A 25,858-nucleotide genomic window follows, 5' to 3' on the forward strand; every position below is an offset into this window, starting at 1 on the left:
GAAACGCAAGGAAGCGGAAAGGCGTGCAGAACCCCTCTCTCACAACCCATTTCTCCGACTGCATGTTGCCCTCGCACCTTCATCGGTGCTTTCCGCGGCCCCTTTATCACCAAAGCGACAGAAAGGGCCGATCATGGCACAACAGCAAGCTTTCATCACCATCACCGGATATGTGGGCGCCAATCCCACGCAATTCAACAAGGATGGCATGCCCCATGCCAGCTCGTTCAGAATGGCGAGCACCAGACGGTATTTCGACAATCGCACACAGCAATGGAAAGATCTTCCTACCACGTGGATCACGGTGAAAGCGTACCGGAATCTATCCGAAAACATCTGCCAATCGTTGAAGAAAGGCGAACCGGTTATTGTAGTAGGTTCGCTTGCCACGGAAACATGGACCGATATGAATGGTAAACCGCAGTCGCGTATTGTGCTGGAAGCCAGCGCCGCAGGACATGACCTCAACCGTGGCGTCACTACGTTGCGCAAGTTCATCAAGCCAAACGACCAAAGCCAACCGGAAACGAAGAGCACGGAACCTCAAGTGGGAGTCGACCCGTTCGCAAGACACGACAGTGCGGCTCCGGTTGAGATAGTGGTTCCCGAAGATGACGAAGCCGCCGAATTCTCGGGAAATCCCGAAGAATTCGGCGGCGACATATATTAGGAGGCGCCGATGTTTCGCACGATGGGCGACGATTGTCTACTGATGATGCGGTTCGTTACCAGATGCGCACGCGCTGATCGGGATCAAGCCACATACCATCCTCAGGCTTCACATCGAACGCCTTGTAGAACAGGTCAACGTTGCGTGCGATGCCGTTCGTGCGGCATTCAGCGGGGGAATGCGGGTCGATCTGCAGATACTGCTCCGCCAGCTCGTCACGATTCTTGGTGCGCCAGATGGATGCATAGCTGAGGAAGAAACGCTGCAATCCGGTGAAACCGTCGATTTGCGGCGCTTCAGCCAGCGAAGCCTCAACTGCGTCCATGGATCCGTTCTTCTCACGGCCGGCTGCCTCGTCAAGAGCGAACGCGTACGCCTTGAGCGCGATGTTCACACCACTTAAGTCGCCGATGTTCTCGCCGATGGTCAGCGCGCCGTTCACATGCGGAGCTTGGGCGGGATCGTCGGCGTACTTTTCAGAGAGCTGGGTCGGTACGAATGCGTTGTACTGGTCGATGAGCTTCTGCGTGAGCTGTTCGAAATTGGCTTTGTCTTCTTCGGTCCACCAATCGTTGAGCTTGCCGTCGCCATCATACTGGGCACCCTGATCGTCGAAACCGTGGCCGATCTCATGACCGATCACCGCGCCGATACCACCGTAATTCGCGGCGTCTTCGGCATTTGGATCGAAGAACGGCGGTTGCAGAATGGCGGCCGGGAATACGATCACGTTCATGGTCGGCTCATAGTAGGCGTTCACCGTCTGCGGGTTCATCAGCCATTCGTCCTTGTCGACGCTCTTGCCGACCTTGGACAACTGGTAGCCGGTCTCATACAGGTTGGCGGCACGCATGTTCTCGGCGAAACCGGCATCCTCACGCACGTCAAGTGCGGAATAGTCACGCCAATGGTTCGTGTAACCGATCTTCGGTACGAACTTGGAAAGCTTCTCCAACGCCTTCTGCTTGGTTTCCTCGCCAAGCCAGGCAGAACTGGAGATGGACATGCGGTAGGCGTCGATCAGGTTGCCGACCAGCTGTTCCATGCGCTGCTTCGACGACTCGGGGAAGTGCCTCTTCACATATTCGCGGCCCACATCCTCGCCGCAAATGCCGTTGACCAGCGAAACGCCGCGCTTCCAGCGCACACGCTGCTGCTTCTGGCCAGACAACGTCTTGCCATAGAACTCGAAATTCGTCTCATCGAATTCGTGCGGCAGTTCCAATGTGGATCCGATGATCACATGCACGCGAGCCCACAGCTTGAGATCATCAAGATCCGCGGTCTTCCAGAACGCGTTAAGACCGGTGAGAAAGCTCGGCTCATGCACTACCACACGGTTGAAAATACCGCGGAAATCAAGCGGTTGCACCTGTGCTGCGGAAGTCTGATCATATGCGGACTGCCATGATTCAATCCATGTGTCGAGATCATAATCGGCAAGCATGCCGCTCAATTCCGCATAATCAGTGGGATTATAGGTCTTCACCGAATCACGGGTGGCTACATTGTCCCAATGGTTCGCGGCGATACGCGTCTCAACATCGAGGAAACGTTTGGCGTCGGCTTCGGCCTGCTCGCTATCGGCGGCAAGCTTCGCGTTCTTAAGCTGCTTGGCCACCATATCGACGTACGCTTCGCGAATCGGCGCATAATGGTCTTCACGGTAATACGCCTCATCGGGCAGTCCCAAACCGGCCTGCTCAACATGGATGATGTTGGTTTCGGGAGCACCGGGATCGCCATATACGGCAATGCCAATCAAGTCAGGGCCGCCAGCCGGATTCATCGCGCCCAAAGCGCGAGTGAGCTCGGTTTTGCTGGCAGCGGCATCAATGGCCTCAAGCTGGCGTTCAATGGCGGCGAGCCCGGAAGCGTTGATGGCATCAACGTCAAGGAAGCTTGCATACAGGGCGTGGGACTTCTTGGCAGGGCAGTCATCGTCTTCAAGAATCTCGCGAATCTGGTTTTCGGCGTCTTCGGCGAGCTTGTCGAACGAACCATAACGGGAACGGTCGTCAGGAAGACGATACATGTCGATCCACGGGCCATTGACATAGCGGAACAGATCTTGCGCAGGGCCGGTCACGGCGGAGAACGATGCCGGATCGATGCCCGAATTCAAAGTGGTACTCATGACTTCACACTATCCATCTTTGGTGACAAAACAGTGTATCCGAAACGAATAATCGTCATTATGTAATTTCATATGTAAGACGCGATTGCCTGATCGCAAGAAATGCATGCACTGTAGGGCGTACGAAGTAGGGTTATAAGCATGATTGAACTGAAAACACCGAAAGAGATTGAAGAGATGAAGCCGGCCGGCCGTTTCGTCGGCGGTATTCTACGTGATCTCAAGGAATTCACCAAAGTTGGTACCAATCTGCTGGAAATCGACGAATTCGTGCACAAGCGCATCGTCGATCGCAAGGGAGCCGAATCCTGCTATGTCGACTACGCTCCGGATTTTGGTACCGGCCCGTTCGCACACTACATTTGCGTTTCCGTGAACGATGCGGTGCTGCATGGCGTTCCGTTCGACTACAACCTGAAAGACGGCGATCTGGTCAGCCTCGATTTGGCGATCAACGTCGACGGTTGGGTTGCCGATTCCGCCATCAGTTTTGTGGTCGGCGAACATAAGGATCCTGAGGATTTGCGACTGATCAAGTGCACCGAAGAGGCTTTGGAAGCCGGTATCGCCGCTGCACAGCCGGGCAACCGTTTGGGTGATGTTTCCGCGGCCATCGGCGATGTGGCTCGCGAATACGGTTATCCGATCAACCTTGAATTCGGCGGCCACGGAGTCGGCCGTATCATGCACGGCGATCCGCATGTGCCGAACGACGGCCGCGCCCACCACGGCTACAAGCTGCGTTCGGGCCTGGTCATCGCCATCGAACCGTGGTTCCTCAAGACCACCGACGAGATCTACCAGGATCCGAAGGACGGTTGGACACTGAAGAGTTCCGACGGTTCCCGTGGCGCGCACAGCGAGCACACCATCGCCATCACCGATAATGGCCCGGTGATCCTCACCGTTCGCGACAAGTGATCAGTTGTTGGCGAAAACGTTGTGATTTCGTAGTGGACTAACGAAATTCATCAGGTGAAGCCGATGTCTGGAATTCTTTTGCAATTCTAGACATCGGCTTTTTATATGCGTATTTGTACGGGAAAAACTGAATTATTCGGTATATGAGAATAGAGAATCGAACGTCAATCGATTGATTTTGAGACGAAACCATGCTTGGAAACGCGCATGCCATATAGTATTCGATACTTCCGAACGGTTATGGACGGTTAAGGAGTGTGCAAGTATGGCCACAGCCAATCTGAGTGTGGAATCCAAAAACTTCACCCTGCCGGTGGTCGAAGCCACGGCAGGCGCGGACGGCATCGTGGTATCCACGCTGCGTAATGATGGCTGGGTCACGCTTGACCCCGGATTTCTGACGACCGCGCAATGCGAATCGAAAATCACCTACATCGACGGCAAGAACTCGATTCTGCGCTACCGCGGATACCCGATCGAGCAGCTGTGCGAGCAATCTGATTTCCTTGAGGTCGCATGGCTGTTGCGCCACGGCGAACTGCCGAATCAGGAGCAGTACGACCGTTTCATCTCCGACATCAACCATCGTACGATGGTGGGGGAGGATTTCCGCACTTTCATGGGCTCCTTCCCGCGTACTGCGCATCCGATGAGCGTGATGGCGTCCGCGGTCAACGCGCTCGCCACCTTCTACCCGGATACCACGGATATCAACGATTCCGACCAGCTTGACGAAGCCGCGACCATTATCATGGCGAAGGCGCGAACCATCGTCAGCTACATTTTCCGCCGTCGCCGCGATGAGCCGATGCTGTATCCGGATTATTCGCGCGGTTACGTGGACGATTTTCTGCGCATGTGCTTCGCGGTGCCGTACGAGCCGTTCGATTCCGATCCGCTGTACGTGCACGCGCTCGGCCGACTGCTGATTATCCATGCCGATCATGAGCAGAATTGCTCCACGTCCGTGGTGCGTATCGCCGGTTCCGCTCACGCCAACCTGTATTCCGCGGTCGCCGCAGGCATCAACGCGCTTTCGGGCCCGCTGCACGGCGGCGCGAATGAGGCGGTGTTGCGCCAGCTCAAAGCCATTCGCGATTCAGGCAAAACCGTCAAGGAATTCGTGGAAGACGCCAAAACCAGTGGTCAGCGCATTTCCGGACTTGGCCACCGCGTGTACAAATCGTATGATCCTCGTGCGGCGATCGCCAAGACGTATCTGCAGAAGATCATGGAACGCGCGGATACGTTGAAACTGCCGGCCGATGAGCGTGCATTGTTCGACGTCGCCACGGAATTGGAGAAGATCGCGTTGAATGACGAGTATTTCGTGTCTCGTCACTTGTATCCGAATGTCGACTTCTACACGGGATTGATCTACCGTGCGATCGGTTTCGATCCGTCGATGTTCACCACATTGTTCGCATTGGGGCGCATTCCCGGTTGGATTGCGCAATATCGTGAGATGCTTGCCGATCCAAACACCAAGATCGGTCGCCCACGTCAGGTGTACACCGGTTACACCGAACGCGATTACGTGCCAATCGACCGTCGATAGTTGTTTTTTCGCTGCTTCATGGAATCGTGATGTCTTTCGCCAAGCCCTGCGGCTAAAGTATTGCACGGAAACGTGCAAGTAATGCAATCACTATTGTGGAGGAGCGAAGAATGACCGATCAACGCACTGCGTGGGGTTGGGGTCTGGCCAGCGTGGACGCGGCCGGCAATACTTTGGATGTTTGGTATCCGGAATTGAAGCTTGGCGAGGCGCCGAAGGAAGTGGCCCGCCCGAACCATAATTTCGGCAACCTTGCCCATGAGGGAGTGGACGTGCGTGGTGTGCGCCGCATTCCGGTGTTCACCGTGTCGAAGCTTGACGAGCCGATCGAAGATGCCGCCGACGCCTACCTGCGTCTGCACTTGCTGAGCATGCGTCTGGCCAAGCCAAACACACTGAACCTGGATGGCATTTTCGCGGCCCTCAACAATGTGGTGTGGACCAACTATGGTCCTTTCGCGGTCGAGGATTTCGCGCTGCGCAAGCTCGATGTGATGGCCGCCGCCAACCAGAACGCTCCGGGCCTGCCGAAGGTCGACGTGAACGTGTTGTCGATCGACAAGTTCCCGCGCATGGTCGACTATGTGGTGCCGACCGGCGTACGTATCGGCGACGCCGACCGCGTGCGTTTGGGCGCCCACCTTTCCGAAGGCACCACTGTCATGCATGCCGGCTTCGTGAACTTCAACGCCGGCACGCTCGGCGTTTCCATGGTGGAAGGCCGAGTCTCCCAAGGTGTTGTGGTCGGCAATGGTTCCGACATCGGCGGCGGTGCATCCATCATGGGCACCCTGTCCGGCGGCGGCAAGCTCAAGAACTCCATCGGCGAGCATTCGCTGCTCGGCGCGAACGCGGGCATTGGCATCTCCCTCGGCGACAACTGCGTGGTTGAAGCCGGCCTGTATGTGACCGCCGGCACCAAGGTGACCATCTACGACAAGGCCAAGGTTGCAGCGGGAGAACCGCTCGAAACCGTCAAGGGCGCCGACCTTTCCGGCAAAGACAACATTCTGTTCATCCGCAACTCGGTGTCCGGACGTATCGAAGCGCGCTATCGCAAGACCGGTATCGAACTGAACGAAAAACTGCACAAGAACTAAAAACAAGCCATGAAAATCTCCCTTATCACCGTCGGCAAAGTCAAGGAAAAATATCTGCGCGACGCCATCGCCGAATATTCGAAACGACTCAGCCGATACTGCAGGCTTGACATCGTCGAAGTAGCCGACGAGAAAACACCCGAGCATGCCAGTGAGGGAGTTGAACGGCAAATCAAAGCCAAGGAAGGCGAACGCATCGCCAAACATATACGTGACGATGCGTTCGTCATCGCGCTCGCCATCGAAGGCCAGCAGCTGACCAGCGAGGAACTTGCGCGGAAAATCGACGGTCTCGGGCTGCACGGCACAAGCCATATCCAGCTCATCATCGGCGGCTCTCTCGGGCTCGATCCAACGATTGTGAAACGGGCCGACTACCTGCTGAGCTTCTCCAAAATGACGTTCCCGCATCAGTTAATGCGCGTTATTTTGTTGGAACAGATTTATCGTGCGTACAAAATCAATGCCGGAGAGCCCTACCATAAATGATTCGTTCACGTTCTCGAATGATTCGCGCATGTTTTCCGCGCATGAAATACGAGACTGCGTCAAGAATGCCGGAAGTCGATAAGTAGAAGGTGTTGCCTATACTGGTGCCCCATGAGTGACTACAGAAGCGAACGCGAGCAGCGAGAGCGCCGTCGCCGCACTTTGGTGCGAGCGGTGTGCATCGTCATTGCCGCGGCGATGCTGCTGAGTCTGGTGATTCCTGCTATCTACGCAGGTCTTTGACGCCCTTGGCCTGGTATGATCCTCCCCGGGTCTGCATTCCCATACATAACGAGACTGGTTCACGGCTCGGCAGGATGGGAGCGAGCATGCGGGCACGTGGAAAAGTTGAGGATTGTGCGAAAGCCGTATGAGGCTCCATGACAGAATATAAAGAACGCATAAAGAAATGTATGGTGTAAACGATGGCAGAATTTGATTTTTCCCAGGCAATCGGCGAAGCGCGCGCCAAATACGAATCGATTTCCAAGGCGCTGGACGTCGACCGACTGACCGCACAGGCCAAGGATCTTGAAGTGCAGGCGGCCGAACCGGGACTGTGGGATGACCCCGAAAACGCGCAGAAGGTGACCAGCAAGCTTTCCGCAGTACAGTCCCAGCTGAAGCGTCTCTCCTCCGCAAGCCAGCGTATCGACGATGTCGAAACGCTCGTGGAATTGGGGCAGGAAGAAGACGACGCCGACACGTTGGCGGAAGCGCGGTCCGAAGTCGAAAGCATTCAGAACGATCTGGCGGACATGGAAATCCAGACCCTGCTTGACGGCGAATACGACGAACGTTCCGCAGTGGTGACCATTCGCTCCGGTGCCGGCGGCGTGGATGCGGCCGACTTCGCGCAGATGCTGTTGCGCATGTACCTGCGTTGGGCGGAACGCAACGGCTACAAGGCCAAGGTCATGGACACCTCCTATGCGGAAGAGGCGGGCATCAAGTCCGCCACCTTCCAGGTGGATGCCCCCTATGCGTATGGTCGCATGAGCGTGGAGGGCGGCACCCACCGTCTGGTACGCATCTCCCCGTTCGACAACCAGGGCCGCCGTCAGACCAGCTTCGCGGCTGTGGAAGTGGTGCCGCTCGTCGAAGCGACCGATCATATCGACGTGCCTGATTCCGAAATCCGTGTTGATACCTACTGCTCTTCCGGTCCTGGCGGGCAGGGCGTGAACACCACGTATTCCGCGGTACGCATCACCCACATTCCGACCGGTATCGTGGTGACCATGCAGGATGAGCGTTCGCAGATTCAGAATCGTGCCGCGGCTATGGCCGTGCTGCAGTCCCGACTGCTGGTGCTGCGCCACGAAGAGGAAGCCAAGAAAAAGAAGGAACTCGCCGGCGATATCAAGGCCAGCTGGGGTGATCAGATGCGCTCCTACGTACTGCATCCGTATCAGATGGTTAAGGATCTGCGCACTGGCTATGAGACCTCGCAGACCCAAGCCGTGTTCGACGGTGATATCGACGCGTTCATCGAAGCTGGTATCCGCTGGCGTCATGAACAGCGTCGTAAGGCGGAGGAAGAAGCGGAAGCCTAAAAGCCGCGATTCCCGTAATCAGAACAGCACATAGTGGAGGGGTACGACGATGGCGCTGATTTCGCTTGAACATGTGAGCAAGGTGTATCCGAAAGGCACTAGGCCTGCGTTGGATGACATCAATCTCGACATCAATCGAGGGGATTTCGTGTTCCTCGTGGGCGCATCAGGTTCCGGCAAAACCACATTGCTGAGCCTGTTGCTGCGTGAAGAGGAGGCCACGGACGGCGAGATCCGCGTCGCAGGCAACGATTTGCGACGCCTGTCCGCACGGCAGGTGCCGCATTATCGTCGTTCCATCGGCTTCATCTTTCAGGATTACAAGCTGTTGAACAACAAAACGGTGTGGGAGAATGTGGCGTTCGCACTTGAAGTGATCGGCACAAGCCGTTCCACCATCAAATCGTTGGTGCCGAAAGTTCTGCAGACGGTTGGGCTTACCGGTAAGGAGGACAGCTATCCGCATGAGCTTTCCGGCGGTGAGGCGCAGCGTGTGGCCATCGCGCGAGCGTATGTGAACCATCCACAGATTCTGCTGGCCGACGAGCCTACCGGAAACCTTGATCCGACCACATCGTTGGGCATTATGGAAGTGTTGGACGCCATCAACCGCACCGGCACCACCGTCGTCATGGCCACGCATAATGAGGAAATCGTCAACTCCATGCGCAAGCGCGTGGTCGAACTGCATACCGGCAAAATCGTGCGTGATGAGCAGCAGGGATCCTACGATTCCGCACTGTACTTCCCGGATGCCGAAGTGGAATCCAAATCGCATCAGGCGCTGAATGGTGGCGATGTCGACGTGAAATACCGCGCGCCAAGAGGTTTGGACGTGTCCGATGCTTCCGAAGGAACGGTGGATGTGGAAGGTGCGACGCGAGCCGAAACCGCGGCGAATGCGGTTGATGCCGTGGCTGCGGCCATCCACGATGGCAATGGAGATGCGGGCATTGCGCGACTTGCCAATTCCGTGCATTCCGGTCGCACCGGCCGTTACGGAGAGGCGTTCGCCTCGGTGGAGACCACGTTGACCTGGGGCAAGGGCCTGAAGCTCGAGGAGCTTGCAGAGCCGGAACAAGCTGATTCGTCTGCACGTTCCCAGAGCGAATCCAATGCCGATACCACTATCGTTTCGTCTGAAACGAGCGTCGAATCAGGCAACGCGGATGAAAACGAACAGCCGGCTGAGCCAACGGTTCCTACGCCTCCGGCACCGCCGATGCCTCCCGCGCCGCCAGCGCCTCCGGCACCTCCTGCCGTTCCTGCAGTGACCGACGATGGAGCGGCGAACTGCGCAGAACAATCCGCCGAACAGCATGAAACGTCCGAAAACAAGGAGAACGACTGATGCGTTTGCGTTTCATTCTTTCCGAAACCTGGAGCAGCCTCAAGCGCAACGTGCCCATGCTGCTTTCGGTGATGCTCGTTACCTTCATCTCATTCCTTTTCATCGGAGCGTCGGTGCTTACCCAGGCACAGATCACCAAAGCCAAAGGCGATTGGTATTCCAAGGTCGAAGTGGTGGTGTGGATGTGCCCCGACGGCACCAGCCAATCCGTGAACTGCACCGCAGGAACCGCCGCGACACAGGCACAGATAAATGACTTGCAGCAAACCATCCGCAACGAGCTTGCCGATGATGTTTCGCAGATCACCTTCGTCAGCAAGGAAGATTTCTATAACGACACCTTCCTTAAGCAATATCCGAACGGCGAATATCAGGGGCGTACGCTCACTGCCGATGACATGCAGGATTCATTGTGGCTCAAACTCAAGAATCCTGAAAAATACCAGGTGGTTTCCGAAGTGCTTTCCGGCAAGGAAGGTGTCGATACCGTCAGTGACCAACGGCAGATTTTCGAGCCGGTTTTCGCAGTACTGAACCGCGCCACCATTGCGACCGCCGCATTGGCCGCGGTGATGGTGGTTGTTGCCATTATGCTGACCGGTACCACGATTCGTATGTCTGCGGCGTCTCGCAAAACCGAAACGGAAATCATGCGTTTGGTGGGTGCTTCGAACTGGACGATTCGATTGCCGTTCATTCTGGAAGGTGCGATCGCGTCGTTGGTGGGTTCGCTGCTGTCTTGCGCCACGCTTTCGGTATTGGTCAAGGTGTTCGTCACTGATTGGCTTGCGACTTCCGTAAAATGGATTCCGTATGTGAATCAGATGACAGTGCTTTGGATTTCGCCGATTCTGGTTCTTGGAGCGGTATTGCTGTCCGTGATTGCATCCACGGTATCGCTGCATAGATATCTGAAGGCCTGATAAGTATTACTTAATGGCAAGTGGCATTACGTGTCGCGGATTTTAAGCATGAGATGCTATGGTGTGGAACAATGATGGGAGGCAAGTGACCGAATGATAAGCAAAAAAGCTCTCAAGCCGGCCGCTGCGGTGTTTGCAACGGGGGCTATGTGCGCCACGATGGCGATCGCCCCGTTCTCGCCTGCTGTTCCGCAGGCGCATGCTAATACGTATAGCAATCTGGTGAACGCGCAGAATCGGAAGTCCGACAGCGCACAGCGTGAAGCGCAGTTGCGTTCGCAGCTTTCTGGTGTGAAGTCCGATCTGGCAAACAAGATCGTTGAACTGGACGAATTGACGAATACGAAGATTCCGGCGGCCCAGGCTGAGGTCGATGAGGCCAATGCCGCTGCCGCTTCGGCGCAAAGCGAGGCAGAGGCTGCCGCTTCCCGTTTGGAGGCCGCGAAGAAAGATAAGGAAAACCTCGAAGAGCAGATTGAGCAGACGGGCAAGGACTACGACGACGCGCATGCGGCCGTGGCGCAGATGGCTCGTGAAGACCTGCATGGTTCCGATGCATCCACTGTGATGAGCGTGGTGACAGGTTCCACGAGTACGCAGGAGTTTATTAATTCCATGCAGTCTCGTGATGCGTTGAGCCGTACCGAAGCCAATGCGGCCAGCGATGCGGCGAATACGTTAAACACGTCAATGAACCGCAGCGAGCGTCTTGCCGCCATCGAAAAGCAGATCGCCAATCTGAAAACCACAGCGGACGCGAAAGCCGCTTCCGCACAGCAAGCTGCCGCTTCCGCACAGACCCAGCGCGACTCGCTTGACCAGTTGCGTGCAGAAGGCGAAACCCGCCGTGCCGAATTGGAAAGCCAGCAGTCGCAGCTGAACAGCAGCGTGGCCAAGCAAGCGGCGCAAACGGTTATATTGCAGTCACAGGTCGATTCCTTCAATCGCCAGTATGCAGCCGAGCAGGCCGCCGCAGCCAATCAAAACAATGGTGGCAATCAAGGGCAGACTCAGCCAGGCAACAACAATACCAATAATGGCGGCAACAATGTGACGCCTACGCCTACGCCTGCTCCTACGCCTACGCCTGCTCCCGCGCCGAGCATCAATAACAATTCCGGTCAGGGAACCTCCAATGGCGATTACGGCAATGCCTACGTGGCCGGCCAGTGCACGTGGTGGGCGTACGAACGTCGTAGACAGATGGGCATCGGAACCCCCTCGTACTTGGGTAACGGTGGTCAGTGGTATCTAACCGCTTCCTCGTACGGTCTGCGAGTGGACCATAATCCGCAGGTGGGCGCGGCTCTCTCCTTCCTTCCCGGGCAGGCTGGAGCAGATGGTTTCTACGGTCATGTGGCCGTTGTGGAAGCGGTGAACGGAAGCACTATCACCATTTCCGAGATGAACGCGTCCGGCGGTCCCTACAACGTGTCGTATCGCACGCTATACAACGCGTCCCAGTTCTGGTATGTGCACTGATCCATCAAGGAGCGTTTGAGTTTTTCATTGAACGTTGTGTCACGGGAGCGCGCCGCCTGAATCGTTGGGCGGCGCGCTCCCGTGATATTGTCGATTGTTGCGTTGCAGAACACTTCTTCGAAGAACCGGAAAGGAGGTCCGACATGGCCAAGGAACAAGGTATGAAGCCGATTGCGCAGAACAAGAAGGCACGCCATGATTACGCCATCGAAGACAAGTATGAAGCCGGTCTGGTGTTGACCGGCACTGAGGTGAAGTCGCTTCGTGAGGGACGCGCATCGCTGGCCGAATCGTTCATCACCATCGACCGTCGCGGTGAAATGTGGCTTGAGGGAGCCAACATTCCTGAATATCTCAATGGTACGTGGAACAATCATGCCCCTAAGCGCAAGCGTAAGCTGCTGCTTCATGCGGCGCAGATCGACAAGCTGGCACGTCAAAGCCAAGCCAAAGGTTTCACCATCATTCCGCTGAGCCTGTATTTCAAGGATGGCCGTGTCAAGGCGGAAATCGCGTTGGCCCGAGGCAAGAAGGAATTCGACAAGCGTCAGGCGTTGCGCGAGGAACAAGACAAGCGTGAGGCGTTGCGTGCCATGCGCTATGCCAACAAGCAAGTGCGATAAGTCGAAACCGGAAAATTTCCGGTTTCACATACTGACATAAAGCGGTGGTCGTAATCTTTTTGTAGCTTGCCCTCTCTAGTGTATGGTTCGGATTCGGTCGAATAGACCGAGCGAGACATAGGAGAAAAGGATATGGAAGCGAAGAAAAGTCTGAAGACGGCTGCCGCGTGTGCGCTGAGCGTTGCGATGCTGTTTGCTGGAGCGGCATGCGGCACCAGTGACGGAAGCGACGATGCGGCTTCGTCCGATAGCGGTTCGAAATCGAGCGAGCTGACGGGGTATGACGTTTCGTCGGTGCAGAAAGACGATGACATTGCCAAACTGTTGCCTGACTATGTGACGAAGGACGGCAAGCTCACCATCGGTATGGACACGTCGTACGCTCCTGCCGAATTCCTTGCGGAGGACGGCAAGACCCCGGTCGGCTTCGATGTCGACATCGCCAAGGCTTTGGCGCAGGTGTTCGGCCTTGAGGCGGATCCGGAAACCGCGAATTTCGATTCGATCATTCCATCGGTCGGATCCAAATACGATATCGGCATTTCGTCGTTCACCGTGACCAAGGAACGTTTGGAAGCGGTTGATTTCGTAAGCCATTTCGATGCCGGATCGGCATGGGCCGTGAAGAAAGGCAATCCGAACAAGATCGACACGTCCGATCTGTGCGGCAAGAAGGTGACCGTGCAGACTGCAACCATGCAGGAGACCGAAGCGAACAAGATGGCCAAGCAATGCGAGGCCGACGGCAAGGATAAGCTTGAAGTGATCTCCAGCAAGCTGCAGACCGATGTGACCACGAACGTTGTCACCGGCAAGGCTGACGTGTTCTATGCCGATTCGCCGGTTGCGGGCTATGCCATCGCGCAGACCGATGGACAGCTGGAAACGTTGGGCAAGGTCGAAGGCGTCGCCCCGGAAGGCATCGTCATCAAAAAAGGCGATAGCCAGATGGATGAGGCCGTGCAGAAGGCCGTGCAGAAGCTCATCGACGACGGTACGTATCTGAAGATCCTCAAGTATTGGGGTGTCGAGGACGGTGCCATCGAAACGTCGGAAATCAATACGCCGGGCGCCGAATGATTCCATGATTGAACCGTCCGCGGATCAGACGGTTTCAAGGATCGCCTAGCTGGCAACGTGCCGGGAACAAAGCGGGTTTTGATCATATTGTGATATGGCAAAACCCGCTTTTTCGTAAGGAAAAAAGGCATATCGAATAGAGTTTGCGTGCTATTAACGTGGCCGTAGCAATCGTTTTCTATGGTGCCCGCAGAACTTCGGTTCGGCCGTATTCATGCGGTTGGGAATGAAGAGAGGATTCGCGATGGCTTTCAATAATCTGAGGAAACTCGCCGTTTTTGCGCTAAGCGCCGCCATGATCGTTTCGTTGGGTGCGTGCGGCACATCGGAAAAATCCGATTCCACGGCTTCCGGTGATTCTGAGTCGTCGTCGAACACCACCGGTTATGACGTTTCCGGCGTGACGAAGGATGACGATATAGCCGCGATGCTGCCGGAATCAGTCACCAAGGACGGCAAGCTCACCGTCGGCATGGACACGTCGTACGCTCCTGCCGAATTCCTTGCGGAGGACGGCAAGACCCCGATCGGTTTCGATGTCGATATCGCGAAGGCGCTCGCCAACATGTTCGGTCTTGAGGCGGTGCCGCAAACGTCGAACTTCGATTCGATCATTCCGTCGATCGGCACCAAGTATGATATCGGCATTTCGTCGTTCACCATCACGCCCGAGCGTATGGAAGCCGTCGATTTCGTGAGCATGTTCAAGGCCGGTTCCACGTGGGTGGTGAAGAAGGGCAATCCGAACAAGGTCGATGCTTCCGACCTGTGCGGCTTGAAGATCGCGGTGCAGACGGGCACCACGCAGGAAGAGGAAGTCAACGCGGACGCCAAACAATGCAAGGCCGACGGCAAGTCCGAAGTGCAGATTCTGTCGAATAAGCTGCAGACCGATGTGACCACGAACGTGGCGACGGGCAAGGCCGACGTATTCTATGCCGATTCGCCGGTCGCCGGCTATGCCATCGCACAAACCGAAGATACGCTAGAAGCCCTCGGCGAGGATGTCGGCGTGACCAAGGAGGCCGTGGCAATTAAGAAAGGCGATTCCGATACCGCCAAGGCGGTGCAGGCCGCACTGCAGAAGCTTATGGATGACGGCACGTATATGAAGATCCTCAAGCATTGGGGCGTGGAGGCCGGAGCGATCGACAAAGCCGAAATCAATCCGACCGACCTCGGCTGAACGATCAAACGCAAGGCAGACATCGCACACGGCGATACTGTGATGCCGATATGACGGAAGGCATGCGGACCAAATCCGCGTGTCTTCCGTTTTTCGTATATGGATCTTCCGTGATTTGACGGAGCTACATTGCGCGATTCTTGGCTGGTACGTAAGTTTTGCGCAACGTAACGTACATGTAGCATTGCGCTCTTATCGTGCCTATTTGAGATACTGAGGTTCTCTGCAACCGAATGGCGTTGAGATTTTCGGTATGGCAATGAAGAGATAAGAAGAAGGATATGCGTATCATGTCTTTGAAGATCAAGTCCGTTGTGGCGCTTGCGCTGAGCGCGGCGATGTTGTTTTCCACTGCCGCTTGCGGCACCTCCGATGCGTCCAAATCCGGTGATTCGTCGGATTCGTCGAACACTACCACCGGTTACGATGTCAGCACCATTGAAAAGGATGACGAGCTGGCCAAGCTGGTTCCGTCCGGCGATCTGGTGAAGGACGGCGAGCTTTCCGCCGGTATGGAGCTTTCGTACGCTCCGGCTGAATTCTATGCCGAAGACGGCAAGACTCCGGTCGGCTATGATATCGATATGACCAAGGCCATCGCAAAGACGCTTGGTTTGAAGCCGAACATCGTGTCTTCCATGTTCGACACCATCATTCCTTCCATTGGCTCCAAGTATGATCTGGGCATTACCGCCATGACCATCACCGAAGAGCGTATGCAGTCCGTGGATTTCGTGAGCTACTACCGTGCAGGTTCCACGTGGGCCGTGCAGAAGGGCAATCCGAAGAAGCTTGACACTTCCGACATGTGTGGCGCGAAGATCGCGGTGCAGACCGGCACCGTGCAGGAAGAGGAAGCCAACACCATCGCCAAAGGATGCGAGGCCGATAACAAGGCCGAGGTGATGTCGTACAAGCGTCAGGCCGAAGCGGCCACCGCAGTGGCTACGGGCAAGGCTGATGCGTTCTATGCCGATTCGCCGGTCGCTGGCTATGCCATCTCCCAGACCGACGGACAGCTTGAAGCCTTGGGCGACGTTGAAGGCGTGGCCAAGCAGGGCATCGCTGTTAAGAAGGGCAACACCCAGCTTGCTGAAGCCGTGCAGAAGGCCGTACAGAAGCTGATGGACGATGGCACGTATATGAAGATCCTCAAGCATTGGGGCGTGGAATCCGGCGCTCTTGACAAGGCTGAGATCAACCCGACCGATCTCGACTGATCTCATCCCCACTATTTACATCAACAACGAAGGAACTGAAGCATCATGGCGAAGAAACAGATCGACGGCGATGGCCTCGATATTCCGAATCGCATCAAGGCGCTGCCGGTTAAGCGTACGGGCCCGATTGTGGCGGCGGTCATCGTCGCTCTGCTCGCCGCCATGCTGCTGCAGGGCCTGATTACCAATCCGCGTTTCGAATGGAATGTGGTCTGGAAGTACCTGTTCAACGAGAATGTGCTCGAAGGCATCAAATACACGTTGCTGCTGACGGTCATCTCCATGGTCATCGCCATTATTCTGGCAGTGATTCTGGCCGTGATGCGCAAGTCCATCAATCCGGTGCTACGTGGTGTGAGCTGGTTCTACATTTGGTTCTTCCGTGGCACTCCTGTGTATACGCAGCTGGTGTTCTGGGGTCTGTTCGCCGTGTTGGTGCCTCGCATCGGCGTGGGCATTCCGTTCACTTCCATTGAATTCTGGAGCATTGACTCGCAGTCCGTCATTACCGCGTTCAACGCGGCATGGCTTGGTCTCGCACTGAACGAAGCGGCATATCTGGCTGAAATCGTGCGTGCGGGTCTTGAAGCCGTCGATCCGGGTCAGACTGAAGCGGCCAAGGCGCTGGGTATGAAGCGCTCCATGATTATGCGTCGCGTGGTGCTTCCTCAGGCCATGCGCATCATCATTCCGCCGACCGGCAACGAGTTCATCGGCATGTTGAAGACCACGTCGCTGGTCAACGCCGTGCCGTTCACGCTGGAACTGCAGTTCGCCACCACCGCAATCGCAACCCGACTGTACAAGCCGATTCCGCTGCTGATCGTGGCCTGCATCTGGTATTTGGTGATCACCTCCATTCTGATGGTGCTGCAGTCTCGCCTGGAGAAGCATTTCGGCAAGGGCTTCGATGCACGACCGGCCGGCGCGCGCGGCAAGCAGCCGCCGCTGCCGGGCAAAACCGAAGGCGAACCGAAAGACGATATCACCAAGCAGAACGAGGCAACGTTCGCGGGCATGACCGCGTGAGGGGAGTGAGCAATGACTGAACCAACCACCAACGGTGTTGTTCCCGCAGTGAAGGCCACGCAGGTGCATAAGGCTTTCGGTAGCCTGCATGTGCTCAAGGGCGTCGATATGACGGTTATGCCCGGCTCGGTGACGGTGATTCTGGGACCTTCCGGTTCCGGAAAATCCACGTTCCTGCGCCTGATCAACCAGTTGGAAACGCTGACCGGCGGCGAAATCGACGTCGACGGTGAAATGATCGGCTACAAGTATGTCGACAAGGACGGCAAGCAGGTGCTGCAGACCCTGAACGACAAGGAAGTGGCCGAGCAGCGTTCCAAACTGGGCATGGTGTTCCAGAGGTTCAACCTGTTCCCGCACATGACGGCTCTCGAAAATGTGATGGAAGCGCCGATCCATGTCAAGCACATGGATAAAAAGGAAGCCCGCAAGCTTGCCATCGAAGAGCTGAACCGCGTGGGCATGGGCGATCGCCTCGACCACTATCCGGCACAGCTTTCCGGAGGCCAGCAGCAGCGTGTGGCTATCGCCCGTGCGCTCGCCATGAAGCCGGAAATCATGCTGTTCGACGAGCCGACTTCAGCACTCGATCCGGAATTGGTGGGCGAAGTGCTGAACGTCATGCTGTCTTTGGCGAAAGAAGGCATGACCATGGTGGTTGTCACCCACGAAATAGGCTTCGCGCGCGAAGTCGCCGATCAGATCGTATTCATGGACGGCGGTGTTGTTGTGGAACAGGGCGGTCCTGAAATCATCGACAATCCGCAGGAACCACGATTCAAGGACTTCCTGCAGCACGTGCTGTAAATCGCCGTAAGCATAATCGTTAAGGATCAGACATCTCTTCGTCGCGAGAATTGCGATTAAGGGAAGAGCTGAAGAAAATCCCCATGTTGAAAACTGTCAGCATGGGGATTTTTGTGTCCATATATCAAAGGTTCGGTGCGATGGGACGGTTTCGTTTCGAAAATGACACCATTACCCGATAAGCTGGGGTGTTATGTGTGGAATCGTAGGATATGCAGGAAATGTGGAAACCGCGTGCGGCAAGCCGTTGGAGGTGTGCCTCCAAGGCCTACAGCGTTTGGAATACCGCGGGTATGATTCGGCCGGTGTGGCGCTGACCGCGCCCGGCATGGACCATGTGGAAGTGCGCAAGAAGGCGGGTCGCCTCGCCAACCTGATCGAAGACGTGGAACGCAAACCGATGCCGATGGCCACCGTGGGCATCGGCCATACCCGTTGGGCCACCAACGGCGTGCCGAACGACATCAACGCGCATCCTCATACCTCGCAAGACGGCAAGGTCGCCATCATTCATAATGGCATCATCGAAAACGCCTCTCAGCTTCGTCTTGATCTGCAGACGGAAGGTTACCGTTTCTCATCGGAAACCGATACGGAGGTTGCGGCGAAACTACTGGGCAAAATCAGTGAGAAAATCGTTGAGGAAACCGGCAAGCCCGACTTGTTCAAGGCCGTGCGACGCCTGGCGCGCATGCTAGAAGGCGCATTCACGATTCTCGCCACCGACTGCCGTCAGCCGGGTATCGTGGTCGGCGCCCGCCATGATTCGCCGCTGGTGGTTGGTCTTGGCGAAGGTGAGAATTTTCTCGGTTCCGATGTGGCCGCGTTCGTGGCCTACACGAAGCGTGCCATGGAAATCGATCAGGATCAGGCCGTGATGGTGTCCGCCGACAAGGTCGTGGTGTCTGATTTCATGGGCAACATCGTGGCCGATCCGAAGACCTACACCGTGGATTGGGATGCTTCCGCGGCCGAAAAGGGCGGTTGGGACTCCTTCATGAACAAGGAGATCCACGAAGGGCCGGCGGCGGTACAGCGCACGCTGTTGGGACGTCTCGGCAAGGACGGCAATCTCAATCTTGACGAGGTTCGCATCGACGAGCATGATTTCAAGGCGATCGACAAGATTATCGTTATCGCCTGCGGTACCGCCGCCTATGCGGGCATGGTGGCCAAGTACGCCATCGAGCATTGGGTGCGTATTCCGGTGGAAGTGGAGCTTGCCCACGAATTCCGCTATCGTGATCCGATTCTCACCCCGCGCACGTTGGTGGTGGCCATTTCGCAGTCCGGTGAAACCATGGATACGCTGATGGCATTGCGTCATGCGCGCGAGCAGGGTTCGAAGGTGCTGGCCATCTGCAACACGCAGGGCGCGTCCATTCCGCGTGAATCCGACGCGGTGCTGTACACGCACGCTGGTCCGGAAGTGGCGGTCGCCTCCACCAAGGCGTTCGTGGCGCAGATTACTGCCGCTTACGTGCTTGGCTTGTATTTGGCGCAGGTCAAGGGTGCAATGTTCCGCGACGAAATCGCGCAGACGTTGGATTCCCTCAAAGACATGCCTCGCAAGATCCAGTGGATTCTCGACACGCAGACCAAGACCGTGCATGATGCTGCCGCGCAGATGGTCGATGCGAAGTCCTTCCTGTTCCTGGGGCGTCATGTCGGCTACCCGGTCGCGATGGAAGGCGCGTTGAAATTGAAGGAAATCGCCTACACCTTCACCGAAGGTTTCGCGGCCGGCGAACTCAAGCACGGTCCGATCGCATTGGTGGACGAAGGCGAACCGGTAGTGTTCATCGTGCCGCCGGCACGTGGCCGCAATGTGCTGCACGCCAAGGTTATTTCCGGTATCGAAGAGGTCAAGGCCCGTGGCGCGTACATTATCGCCGTGGCCGAAGAGAACGATCCCGATGTTGAACGCTACGCGGACGTGGTGTTCTGGCGTCCGGCCTGCCCAACGCTGATGAGTCCGCTGGTGGACGTGGTGCCGCTGCAGCTATTCGCCATGGACATGGCCAAGCTGAAGAATTACGACGTTGACAAGCCTCGTAATCTTGCCAAGTCCGTCACCGTGGAGTAACCGTTCATACGATGCGTCAACAGAGTCAGCAGAAGAGGCATCGTTACGTTCTTGAAGAACCTCACATTCCGTTCGAATGTGAGGTTCTTTACGAGAACGATGCGATTATCGTGGTTGACAAACCGCATTTTCTCGCCACCACACCGCGCGGCATGTGGTATCGTGAAACCGCGTTGATCCGACTTCGGGAACAGTATGGCGAACCTGATATTGTTCCCGCGCACCGTTTGGACCGACTTACCGCAGGTATCGTCGTATTTGTGCGCAAACCGGAATTGCGTGGCGCTTACCAAATGTTGTTCCAGAATCGCAAAACCATCAAAACCTATGAATGTTTGGCGCCACTTGCCCCCGAACAGCATCCGCAATACGGAACAATCGTAAGAATCGACAGGCATCAACCATTTCCGGCAATCCGAGCATCGCATATTTGCAAGGATCGCGGGCGACTTCAGGCGTACGAAATTCCGGAAATCGTCAATGCGCAAACGTTGATTGAGCGGGGGAACACGGTACGTTGCATCGATGGCAAAGCATATGTGAATTATGTGCTGCACCCGAAAACCGGTAAAACGCATCAGTTGCGTGTGCATATGAATTCGTTGGGATTGCCGATTTTGGGCGATGATTTCTATCCGAATATTGTGCAGCATTCTTACGATGATTTCTCGCAACCGTTGGAATTAGTGGCTCGTGAATTACATTTCGACGATCCGGTGACGGGAGAGCCTCGTACGTTCGTTTCGAAAGTGCCGCTTGGCTGATTAACAGTCTGATCAGCAGACATGGCTCGATGAATAAAGATATATAAACTGTTCATCGCTGTACTGATATTTGATCGCATCGCTATGGCGTGTTGAAGTTGCGCGTCCCTATAATTGGACATTTTACATTTCGTGTTATCGAGCGTGATTAGGATGTGCTCTTGTTGTGCTGGCTGGCAAAGGCAAGCCAGCTGGAAAGAACGAGAGAGAATATGAACCATATTTCGAAAGCGCTTCGTGGCGTTGCCGACAAATATAACGGCGTATCACTGATTATCCGCATTATCGTCGGTCTTATCGCGGGCACCGCACTGGCATTGGTCGTCCCGCATATGACGTGGATCGGCGAATTCGGCACCCTGTTCGTAAGCGCATTGAAGGCCGTCGCTCCGATTCTGGTGTTTGTGCTGGTGGCAAGCGCTTTGGCTCAAGGTAATTCCAAGCTTGACGGCCGTTTTGGCACGGTGCTTTTCCTGTATCTGTTCACCACGTTTCTGTCCGCCGTCGTGGCGGTGCTGACGTCTCGCACGTTCCCGCAGACCATATCGTTGGGCGATGCCGCTGACGCCGATGTGGTGCCGCAGGGCTTGAGTGAGGTTGTGCAGACGTTGCTGACCAATATTGTGGCCAATCCGATTCAGGCAATGATCGACGGCAACTACATCTGCATTCTGATGTGGGCTTGTCTGTTCGGTCTTGCCATGAAGGGTATTGCCAATGAAAGCTCCAAGGCGTTCCTCGCCAATGTGGCCGATGGCGTGTCTCAGGTGATTCGTTGGGTCATCAATCTCGCCCCGTTCGGCATTATGGGCTTGGTGTTCACCAGCGTTTCCGAAAACGGCTTGGCGGCCTTCACCGAGTACGGTAGCCTCCTGCTCCTGCTCGTCGGCACCATGCTGCTGATGGTGCTCGTGTTCGGCCCGCTGGTCATTTTCCTGTACCTGCATCGCAACCCGTATCCGCTGGTGTACCGTTGCTTCAAGGAATCCGGCCTGACCGCATTCTTCACCCGTTCCTCCGCGGCGAATATTCCGGTCAACATGCAGCTGTGCGAGAAGCTTGGTCTTGATAAAGACATGTATTCCGTGTCCATTCCGCTGGGCGCAACCATCAACATGAACGGTGCAGCCATCACCATCACCATCATGGCCATGGCTGCTGCCAATACGATGGGCATTCAGATTTCGCTGCCGGCCGCCATTCTGCTGTCTGTGGTGTCGGCGCTCGGTGCATGTGGCGCTTCCGGCGTGGCCGGCGGTTCGCTGCTGCTTATTCCGATGGCTTGCTCGCTGTTCGGCATCAGCAACGACATCGCCATGCAGGTGGTGGGTGTCGGCTTCATCATTGGCGTTATTCAGGATTCTGTGGAGACCTGCCTGAATTCCGCTTCCGATGTGGAGTTTGCGGCGACCGCCGAATATCATGCTTGGCTCAAGCAGGGCCGTCAGCTTCCTGCGTTCATGTATTCCAAGAAGGAACGCAGGAAGCTCGGCATCGAAGCCTGATTTCGCCCGATTTCGGTTTTTCGTTCAATCTAGAAGGCGTCCTCCCACGCGGTTCACCCACGCTGGAGAGACGCCTTTTTCGTATTGGCTGATTTGATTGATTGCGTTGATTAAAGTCGCGAGATATTGCGATTAGTCGAGTTTCGCCACGGATCCGCGGTCGATGAATTCGGGGGTGATAAGTTTCTTGATTCCAGAAGGCACTTTTTTGCCATTGCATTGTTGCTCGATCATGGAAAAAGCCTCTTTTCCCACAGTTCTGAGCTTGAGCCGTACGGTGGTCAGTTCAAGACGGGGCACAACGCCGCGGAGTGAATCGTCCACACCGATGATGCTGACATCTTCGGGAACGCGCTTTCCGGCTGTCCTCAGGCCAAGCATGGCACCGTATGCCATTTGATCGTTGCCTGCGAAAATTGCGGTGCAATCCTTTTCGTGGGCCAAGGCCAATCCGGCTTGGTAGCCGCTATCTGCTTCCCAGTCGCCGTAATACATGGGTGGTGTGGGAATGCCGACTTGCGCTAATGCGTCGCGCCACCCTCTGATGCGGCTCTGTGCTGCGCGTGAAACGGTGGGGCCTGCGATGTGGTACACAGTTTTATGCCCCTTCGACAGGAAAAAGTCCACGGCTGCAGTGGCGCAACCATACGAGTCCGAATCGATGGTAGGGCAGTGGTTTGCCGGTTCCTCGCAAATAAGCACTACCGGTAGGTTGTCGGATGGCTTGAACTGGTTGAAGTCGGTGAAATCGCGTTCCATAATCACGATTGCACCATCGAGGGGGAGGCCTTCCACAAGTTTCAGTGCGCCGGCGAGTGACTGATCCTGCAGGTTATCCAAGGGGCGAATGGTGATGGAATAGCCGCTATTCGCGGCCGCTGTAGTGATGCCTTCGAGGATACGTGAGTTCCCGTAGGCCGACATATGCGAAAGCAGTACACCAACATTGTTGAAATGTCCGCTTTTCAAAGCACGTGCCGCATAATTCGGCCTGTATCCGAGATGCTCCATGGCTGCCTCGACCTTAAGTTTCGTCGCTGGGCGTACGGCATCGCTCCCATTAGCCACTCGGGAAACGGTCTGCGGTGAAACCCCTGCTTCCCTAGCGACGTCTTGCAACGAGACTGAGTTGCGTGCCATGTGTATCTACCTTCCGAACGAAAATGCGTACTGTGCTTAACTTTACATGATTACTTCTGTATTGTTTTCGTCACCATGCAATTTGTTCGATGCAGTGAATATGTGGTCTAGAATGTGCGAAAAGTAGACACTTTTGGAATATAGTGTTATTATGATAACGCAAACATTTGGAAGGAGCTGTTTTACGGGGGTGTAAATTGCCCTGTGAAATGGTATTGCCTCGAAGGAGAGGAATGATGTCAGCGACGGAAGTTGTTGCCAATATGCCACTGCATTCGGCAACCGTGCGTGTCAATAAACACAAGGCGGATTGGCGTGGTTGGAAGTTTATGTGGCCGTTCGCGTTGGTGTTCGTGTTCGTGTTCGTGATCCCGATCCTGTACGCGGTCTACATCAGCTTCTTCCAGAAGCAGATGATCGGCGGCACGAGGTTCGTGGGGATCAGCAATTACATTCGTCTGTTCCATGATCCGCAGTTCTGGGGTTCGGTATGGCGCGTGGCCCTGTTCACCATGGTGCAGGTTCCCATCATGCTGTTCCTGTCGGCGGCGATGGCTTTGGCCTTGGATTCCATGAAGCTGCACGGCGCGAAGTTCTTCCGCATCACCACGTTCCTGCCGTACGCGGTGCCGGCCGTGGTGTCGACCTTGGTGTGGGGCTTCATGTACGGCGCGAAATACGGTCTGGTCGGCTCCCTGAACGACTGGCTGGGCACGAACCTCGACGTGCTGAGCCCGAACGTGCTGCTCGCCGCGATCGGCAACATCGTGACCTGGGAGTTCACCGGCTACAACATGTTGATCTTCTACAGCTCGCTGTCCACGATCCCGCACTCGCTGTACGAGGCCGCCAGCATTGACGGCGCGAGCGAATGGCAGATCATCAAGTCCATCAAGCTGCCCGAATTGAAGGGATCGCTCGCGATCACGGTGATCTTCTCGATCATCGGCTCGTTCCAGCTGTTCAACGAGCCGAGCATCCTGCAGAACATGGTGCCGGGCAACTCGATCACCACGTATTACACGCCGAACATGTACGCGTACAACCTGTCCTTCGCGGGCAGCCAGTCGAACTACGCCGCTGCCCTGGCGATCACGATGGCCGTGATCACGATGGCGATCGCGTACGCGGTGCAGCTCAACAGCATGAAGGAGCAGATGAAGTAACGCCTTGGGGCGTACGTCATCCGCATGGGACATGGATTTTTCAAGGAGCGTAACAATCATGAGCGATGCTGCGATGTCGACGGGGTATATGACTCCCCAAGGGCTTAAAGAGCAGGAACGGGCCGCGAAGAAGGCCGAGAGGGCGCGCTTGAAGCGCGTGGAAATGGATGAGAAGGCGGAACGCAAACGCGCGGCGAAGTCCGGTTTCGCGAACGTGTCGAACCCGAGGCGCAGCAAGCTGCTGACCTTGGTATGCGCGATCTTCGCGGTGTACTGCCTGTTCCCGTTCGTGTACCTGCTGGTCAACGCCACGAAGACGCAGGCCGACTTCACTTCGACGTTCGGGCTGGGTTTCGGCCACACGTTCGCCCTGTGGGACAACATCGTGACCGTGTTCACCTACCAGGACGGCATCTTCGGGCGCTGGCTGCTCAACACGCTCCTGTACGTGGTCGTGGGCGCCGGCGGCGCGACGCTGCTGGCCATCATGGGCGGCTACGCGCTGGCGAAGTTTCGTTTCCCGGGCCGCAAGGCCGTGTTCGCGGTCATCATCGGCGCGATCAGCGTGCCGGGCATCGCGTTGGCGGTCCCGCAGTTCCTGCTGTTCGCCAAGCTCAGCCTGACGAACACGCCGTGGGCCATGATCATTCCATCGTTGATCAGCCCGTTCGGCTTGTATCTGATGTGGATCTTCTCCGAGCAGGCGGTTCCGACGGAATTGCTCGAGGCCGCACGAGTCGATGGGGCTTCGGAGTTCCGCACGTTCTTCCAGGTGTCCCTGCCGCTGTTGGCTCCGGGCATCGTCACGACGGCCCTGTTCACGATCGTGGCGACGTGGAACAACTATTTCCTGCCGTTGATCATGCTGAAGGATTCGAACTGGTATCCGTTGACGATCGGCCTGAACCAGTGGAAGGACCAGGCGAGCACCGCTGGCGGCCAGGCGATCCAGAACCTGGTGATCACGGGCTCGTTGATCACGATCATCCCGCTGGTCATCGCGTTCCTGTGCCTGCAGAAGTACTGGCAGTCCGGCCTTGCCGCAGGCGCGGTCAAGGAATGAAT

Annotated in this window: 23 protein-coding genes; 21 read left to right on the top strand and 2 right to left on the bottom strand. The window is 56.1% G+C overall.

Annotated features, from left to right (window positions below):
* Window positions 1-133 precede the first annotated feature (133 nt).
* Window positions 134-670, top strand: coding sequence for a single-stranded DNA-binding protein (locus BBCT_RS02250; protein ID WP_003835705.1), 537 nt, complete (start codon window positions 134-136; stop codon window positions 668-670).
* 55 nt (window positions 671-725) lie between these two features.
* Here BBCT_RS02250 and BBCT_RS02255 read toward each other — a convergent pair whose 3' ends face one another.
* Entirely contained in the window at window positions 726-2,807 is a 2,082-nt protein-coding gene (locus BBCT_RS02255; protein ID WP_003835707.1) for a M13 family metallopeptidase, read from the bottom strand.
* A gap of 141 nt (window positions 2,808-2,948) precedes the next feature.
* On the opposite strand from BBCT_RS02255, the gene map reads away from it, so the two are divergent.
* The 18 genes from map (at window position 2,949) to sstT (ending at window position 22,487) form a co-directional block, all read left to right on the top strand.
* Complete coding sequence (map, locus tag BBCT_RS02260) at window positions 2,949-3,728, top strand: type I methionyl aminopeptidase (protein WP_003835709.1); 780 nt, start codon at window positions 2,949-2,951, stop codon at window positions 3,726-3,728.
* A 265-nt stretch (window positions 3,729-3,993) separates the two neighbouring features.
* A complete protein-coding gene (locus BBCT_RS02265) occupies window positions 3,994-5,286 on the top strand; it encodes a citrate synthase (RefSeq protein WP_003835713.1) in 1,293 nt (430 codons plus the stop codon).
* Between the two features lie 110 nt (window positions 5,287-5,396).
* Window positions 5,397-6,386 (top strand): 2,3,4,5-tetrahydropyridine-2,6-dicarboxylate N-succinyltransferase, encoded by a 990-nt coding sequence (gene dapD, locus BBCT_RS02270; protein ID WP_003835716.1) that lies wholly within the window; start codon window positions 5,397-5,399, stop codon window positions 6,384-6,386.
* 9 nt (window positions 6,387-6,395) lie between these two features.
* Window positions 6,396-6,875, top strand: coding sequence for a 23S rRNA (pseudouridine(1915)-N(3))-methyltransferase RlmH (rlmH, locus tag BBCT_RS02275; protein WP_003835720.1), 480 nt, complete (start codon window positions 6,396-6,398; stop codon window positions 6,873-6,875).
* A 111-nt stretch (window positions 6,876-6,986) separates the two neighbouring features.
* Window positions 6,987-7,118 (top strand): hypothetical protein, encoded by a 132-nt coding sequence (locus BBCT_RS09595; protein ID WP_003835721.1) that lies wholly within the window; start codon window positions 6,987-6,989, stop codon window positions 7,116-7,118.
* Between the two features lie 182 nt (window positions 7,119-7,300).
* Window positions 7,301-8,431 carry a peptide chain release factor 2 gene (gene prfB, locus BBCT_RS02280; protein ID WP_003835725.1) on the top strand — a complete coding sequence of 377 codons (1,131 nt, stop codon included), beginning with the start codon at window positions 7,301-7,303 and terminating at the stop codon, window positions 8,429-8,431.
* A 49-nt stretch (window positions 8,432-8,480) separates the two neighbouring features.
* Window positions 8,481-9,782, top strand: a complete 1,302-nt coding sequence (gene ftsE / locus BBCT_RS02285) for a cell division ATP-binding protein FtsE (RefSeq protein WP_003835727.1) — start codon at window positions 8,481-8,483, stop codon at window positions 9,780-9,782.
* Window positions 9,782-10,705 (top strand): permease-like cell division protein FtsX, encoded by a 924-nt coding sequence (gene ftsX / locus BBCT_RS02290; protein WP_003835729.1) that lies wholly within the window; start codon window positions 9,782-9,784, stop codon window positions 10,703-10,705. The genes ftsE and ftsX overlap by 1 nt, the downstream gene beginning before the upstream one ends.
* Before the next feature lie 93 nt (window positions 10,706-10,798).
* Window positions 10,799-12,187, top strand: coding sequence for a CHAP domain-containing protein (locus tag BBCT_RS02295; protein WP_003835731.1), 1,389 nt, complete (start codon window positions 10,799-10,801; stop codon window positions 12,185-12,187).
* A gap of 143 nt (window positions 12,188-12,330) precedes the next feature.
* Window positions 12,331-12,810 carry an SsrA-binding protein SmpB gene (gene smpB / locus BBCT_RS02300; RefSeq protein WP_003835733.1) on the top strand — a complete coding sequence of 160 codons (480 nt, stop codon included), beginning with the start codon at window positions 12,331-12,333 and terminating at the stop codon, window positions 12,808-12,810.
* Between the two features lie 132 nt (window positions 12,811-12,942).
* Entirely contained in the window at window positions 12,943-13,890 is a 948-nt protein-coding gene (locus BBCT_RS02305; protein WP_003835736.1) for an ABC transporter substrate-binding protein, read from the top strand.
* A gap of 244 nt (window positions 13,891-14,134) precedes the next feature.
* Window positions 14,135-15,076 carry an ABC transporter substrate-binding protein gene (locus BBCT_RS02310; protein ID WP_033512384.1) on the top strand — a complete coding sequence of 314 codons (942 nt, stop codon included), beginning with the start codon at window positions 14,135-14,137 and terminating at the stop codon, window positions 15,074-15,076.
* A 290-nt stretch (window positions 15,077-15,366) separates the two neighbouring features.
* Window positions 15,367-16,296: an ABC transporter substrate-binding protein gene (locus tag BBCT_RS02315; protein WP_033512435.1), complete on the top strand. Its 930-nt coding sequence runs from the start codon at window positions 15,367-15,369 to the stop codon at window positions 16,294-16,296.
* A gap of 45 nt (window positions 16,297-16,341) precedes the next feature.
* On the top strand, window positions 16,342-17,325 hold the full coding sequence (locus BBCT_RS02320) for an amino acid ABC transporter permease (RefSeq protein WP_003835743.1): 984 nt from the start codon (window positions 16,342-16,344) through the stop codon (window positions 17,323-17,325).
* Window positions 17,326-17,337: 12 nt separating this feature from the next.
* Complete coding sequence (locus BBCT_RS02325) at window positions 17,338-18,132, top strand: amino acid ABC transporter ATP-binding protein (RefSeq protein ID WP_003835744.1); 795 nt, start codon at window positions 17,338-17,340, stop codon at window positions 18,130-18,132.
* A gap of 193 nt (window positions 18,133-18,325) precedes the next feature.
* Window positions 18,326-20,218: a glutamine--fructose-6-phosphate transaminase (isomerizing) gene (gene glmS / locus BBCT_RS02330; RefSeq protein ID WP_033500942.1), complete on the top strand. Its 1,893-nt coding sequence runs from the start codon at window positions 18,326-18,328 to the stop codon at window positions 20,216-20,218.
* Window positions 20,219-20,229: 11 nt separating this feature from the next.
* Entirely contained in the window at window positions 20,230-20,982 is a 753-nt protein-coding gene (locus BBCT_RS02335) for a pseudouridine synthase (RefSeq protein WP_003835764.1), read from the top strand.
* A gap of 212 nt (window positions 20,983-21,194) precedes the next feature.
* Window positions 21,195-22,487 carry a serine/threonine transporter SstT gene (gene sstT / locus BBCT_RS02340; RefSeq protein ID WP_033512383.1) on the top strand — a complete coding sequence of 431 codons (1,293 nt, stop codon included), beginning with the start codon at window positions 21,195-21,197 and terminating at the stop codon, window positions 22,485-22,487.
* A 132-nt stretch (window positions 22,488-22,619) separates the two neighbouring features.
* Here the strand turns inward: sstT and BBCT_RS02345 are convergent, their stop codons facing one another.
* Window positions 22,620-23,627, bottom strand: a complete 1,008-nt coding sequence (locus BBCT_RS02345) for a LacI family DNA-binding transcriptional regulator (protein ID WP_003835762.1) — start codon at window positions 23,625-23,627, stop codon at window positions 22,620-22,622.
* Window positions 23,628-23,863: 236 nt separating this feature from the next.
* Here BBCT_RS02345 and BBCT_RS02350 point away from each other — a divergent pair, with 236 nt between their 5' ends.
* Together BBCT_RS02350 and BBCT_RS02355 are read left to right on the top strand one after the other, a co-directional pair.
* Entirely contained in the window at window positions 23,864-24,793 is a 930-nt protein-coding gene (locus tag BBCT_RS02350) for a carbohydrate ABC transporter permease (RefSeq protein WP_404841917.1), read from the top strand.
* Window positions 24,794-24,851: 58 nt separating this feature from the next.
* A complete protein-coding gene (locus BBCT_RS02355) occupies window positions 24,852-25,856 on the top strand; it encodes a carbohydrate ABC transporter permease (protein ID WP_034248206.1) in 1,005 nt (334 codons plus the stop codon).
* The last annotated feature ends 2 nt before the right edge of the window (window positions 25,857-25,858 follow it).

The sequence above is a fragment of the Bifidobacterium catenulatum DSM 16992 = JCM 1194 = LMG 11043 genome (assembly GCF_001025195.1).
Classification (GTDB): Bacteria; Actinomycetota; Actinomycetes; order Actinomycetales; family Bifidobacteriaceae; genus Bifidobacterium; species Bifidobacterium catenulatum.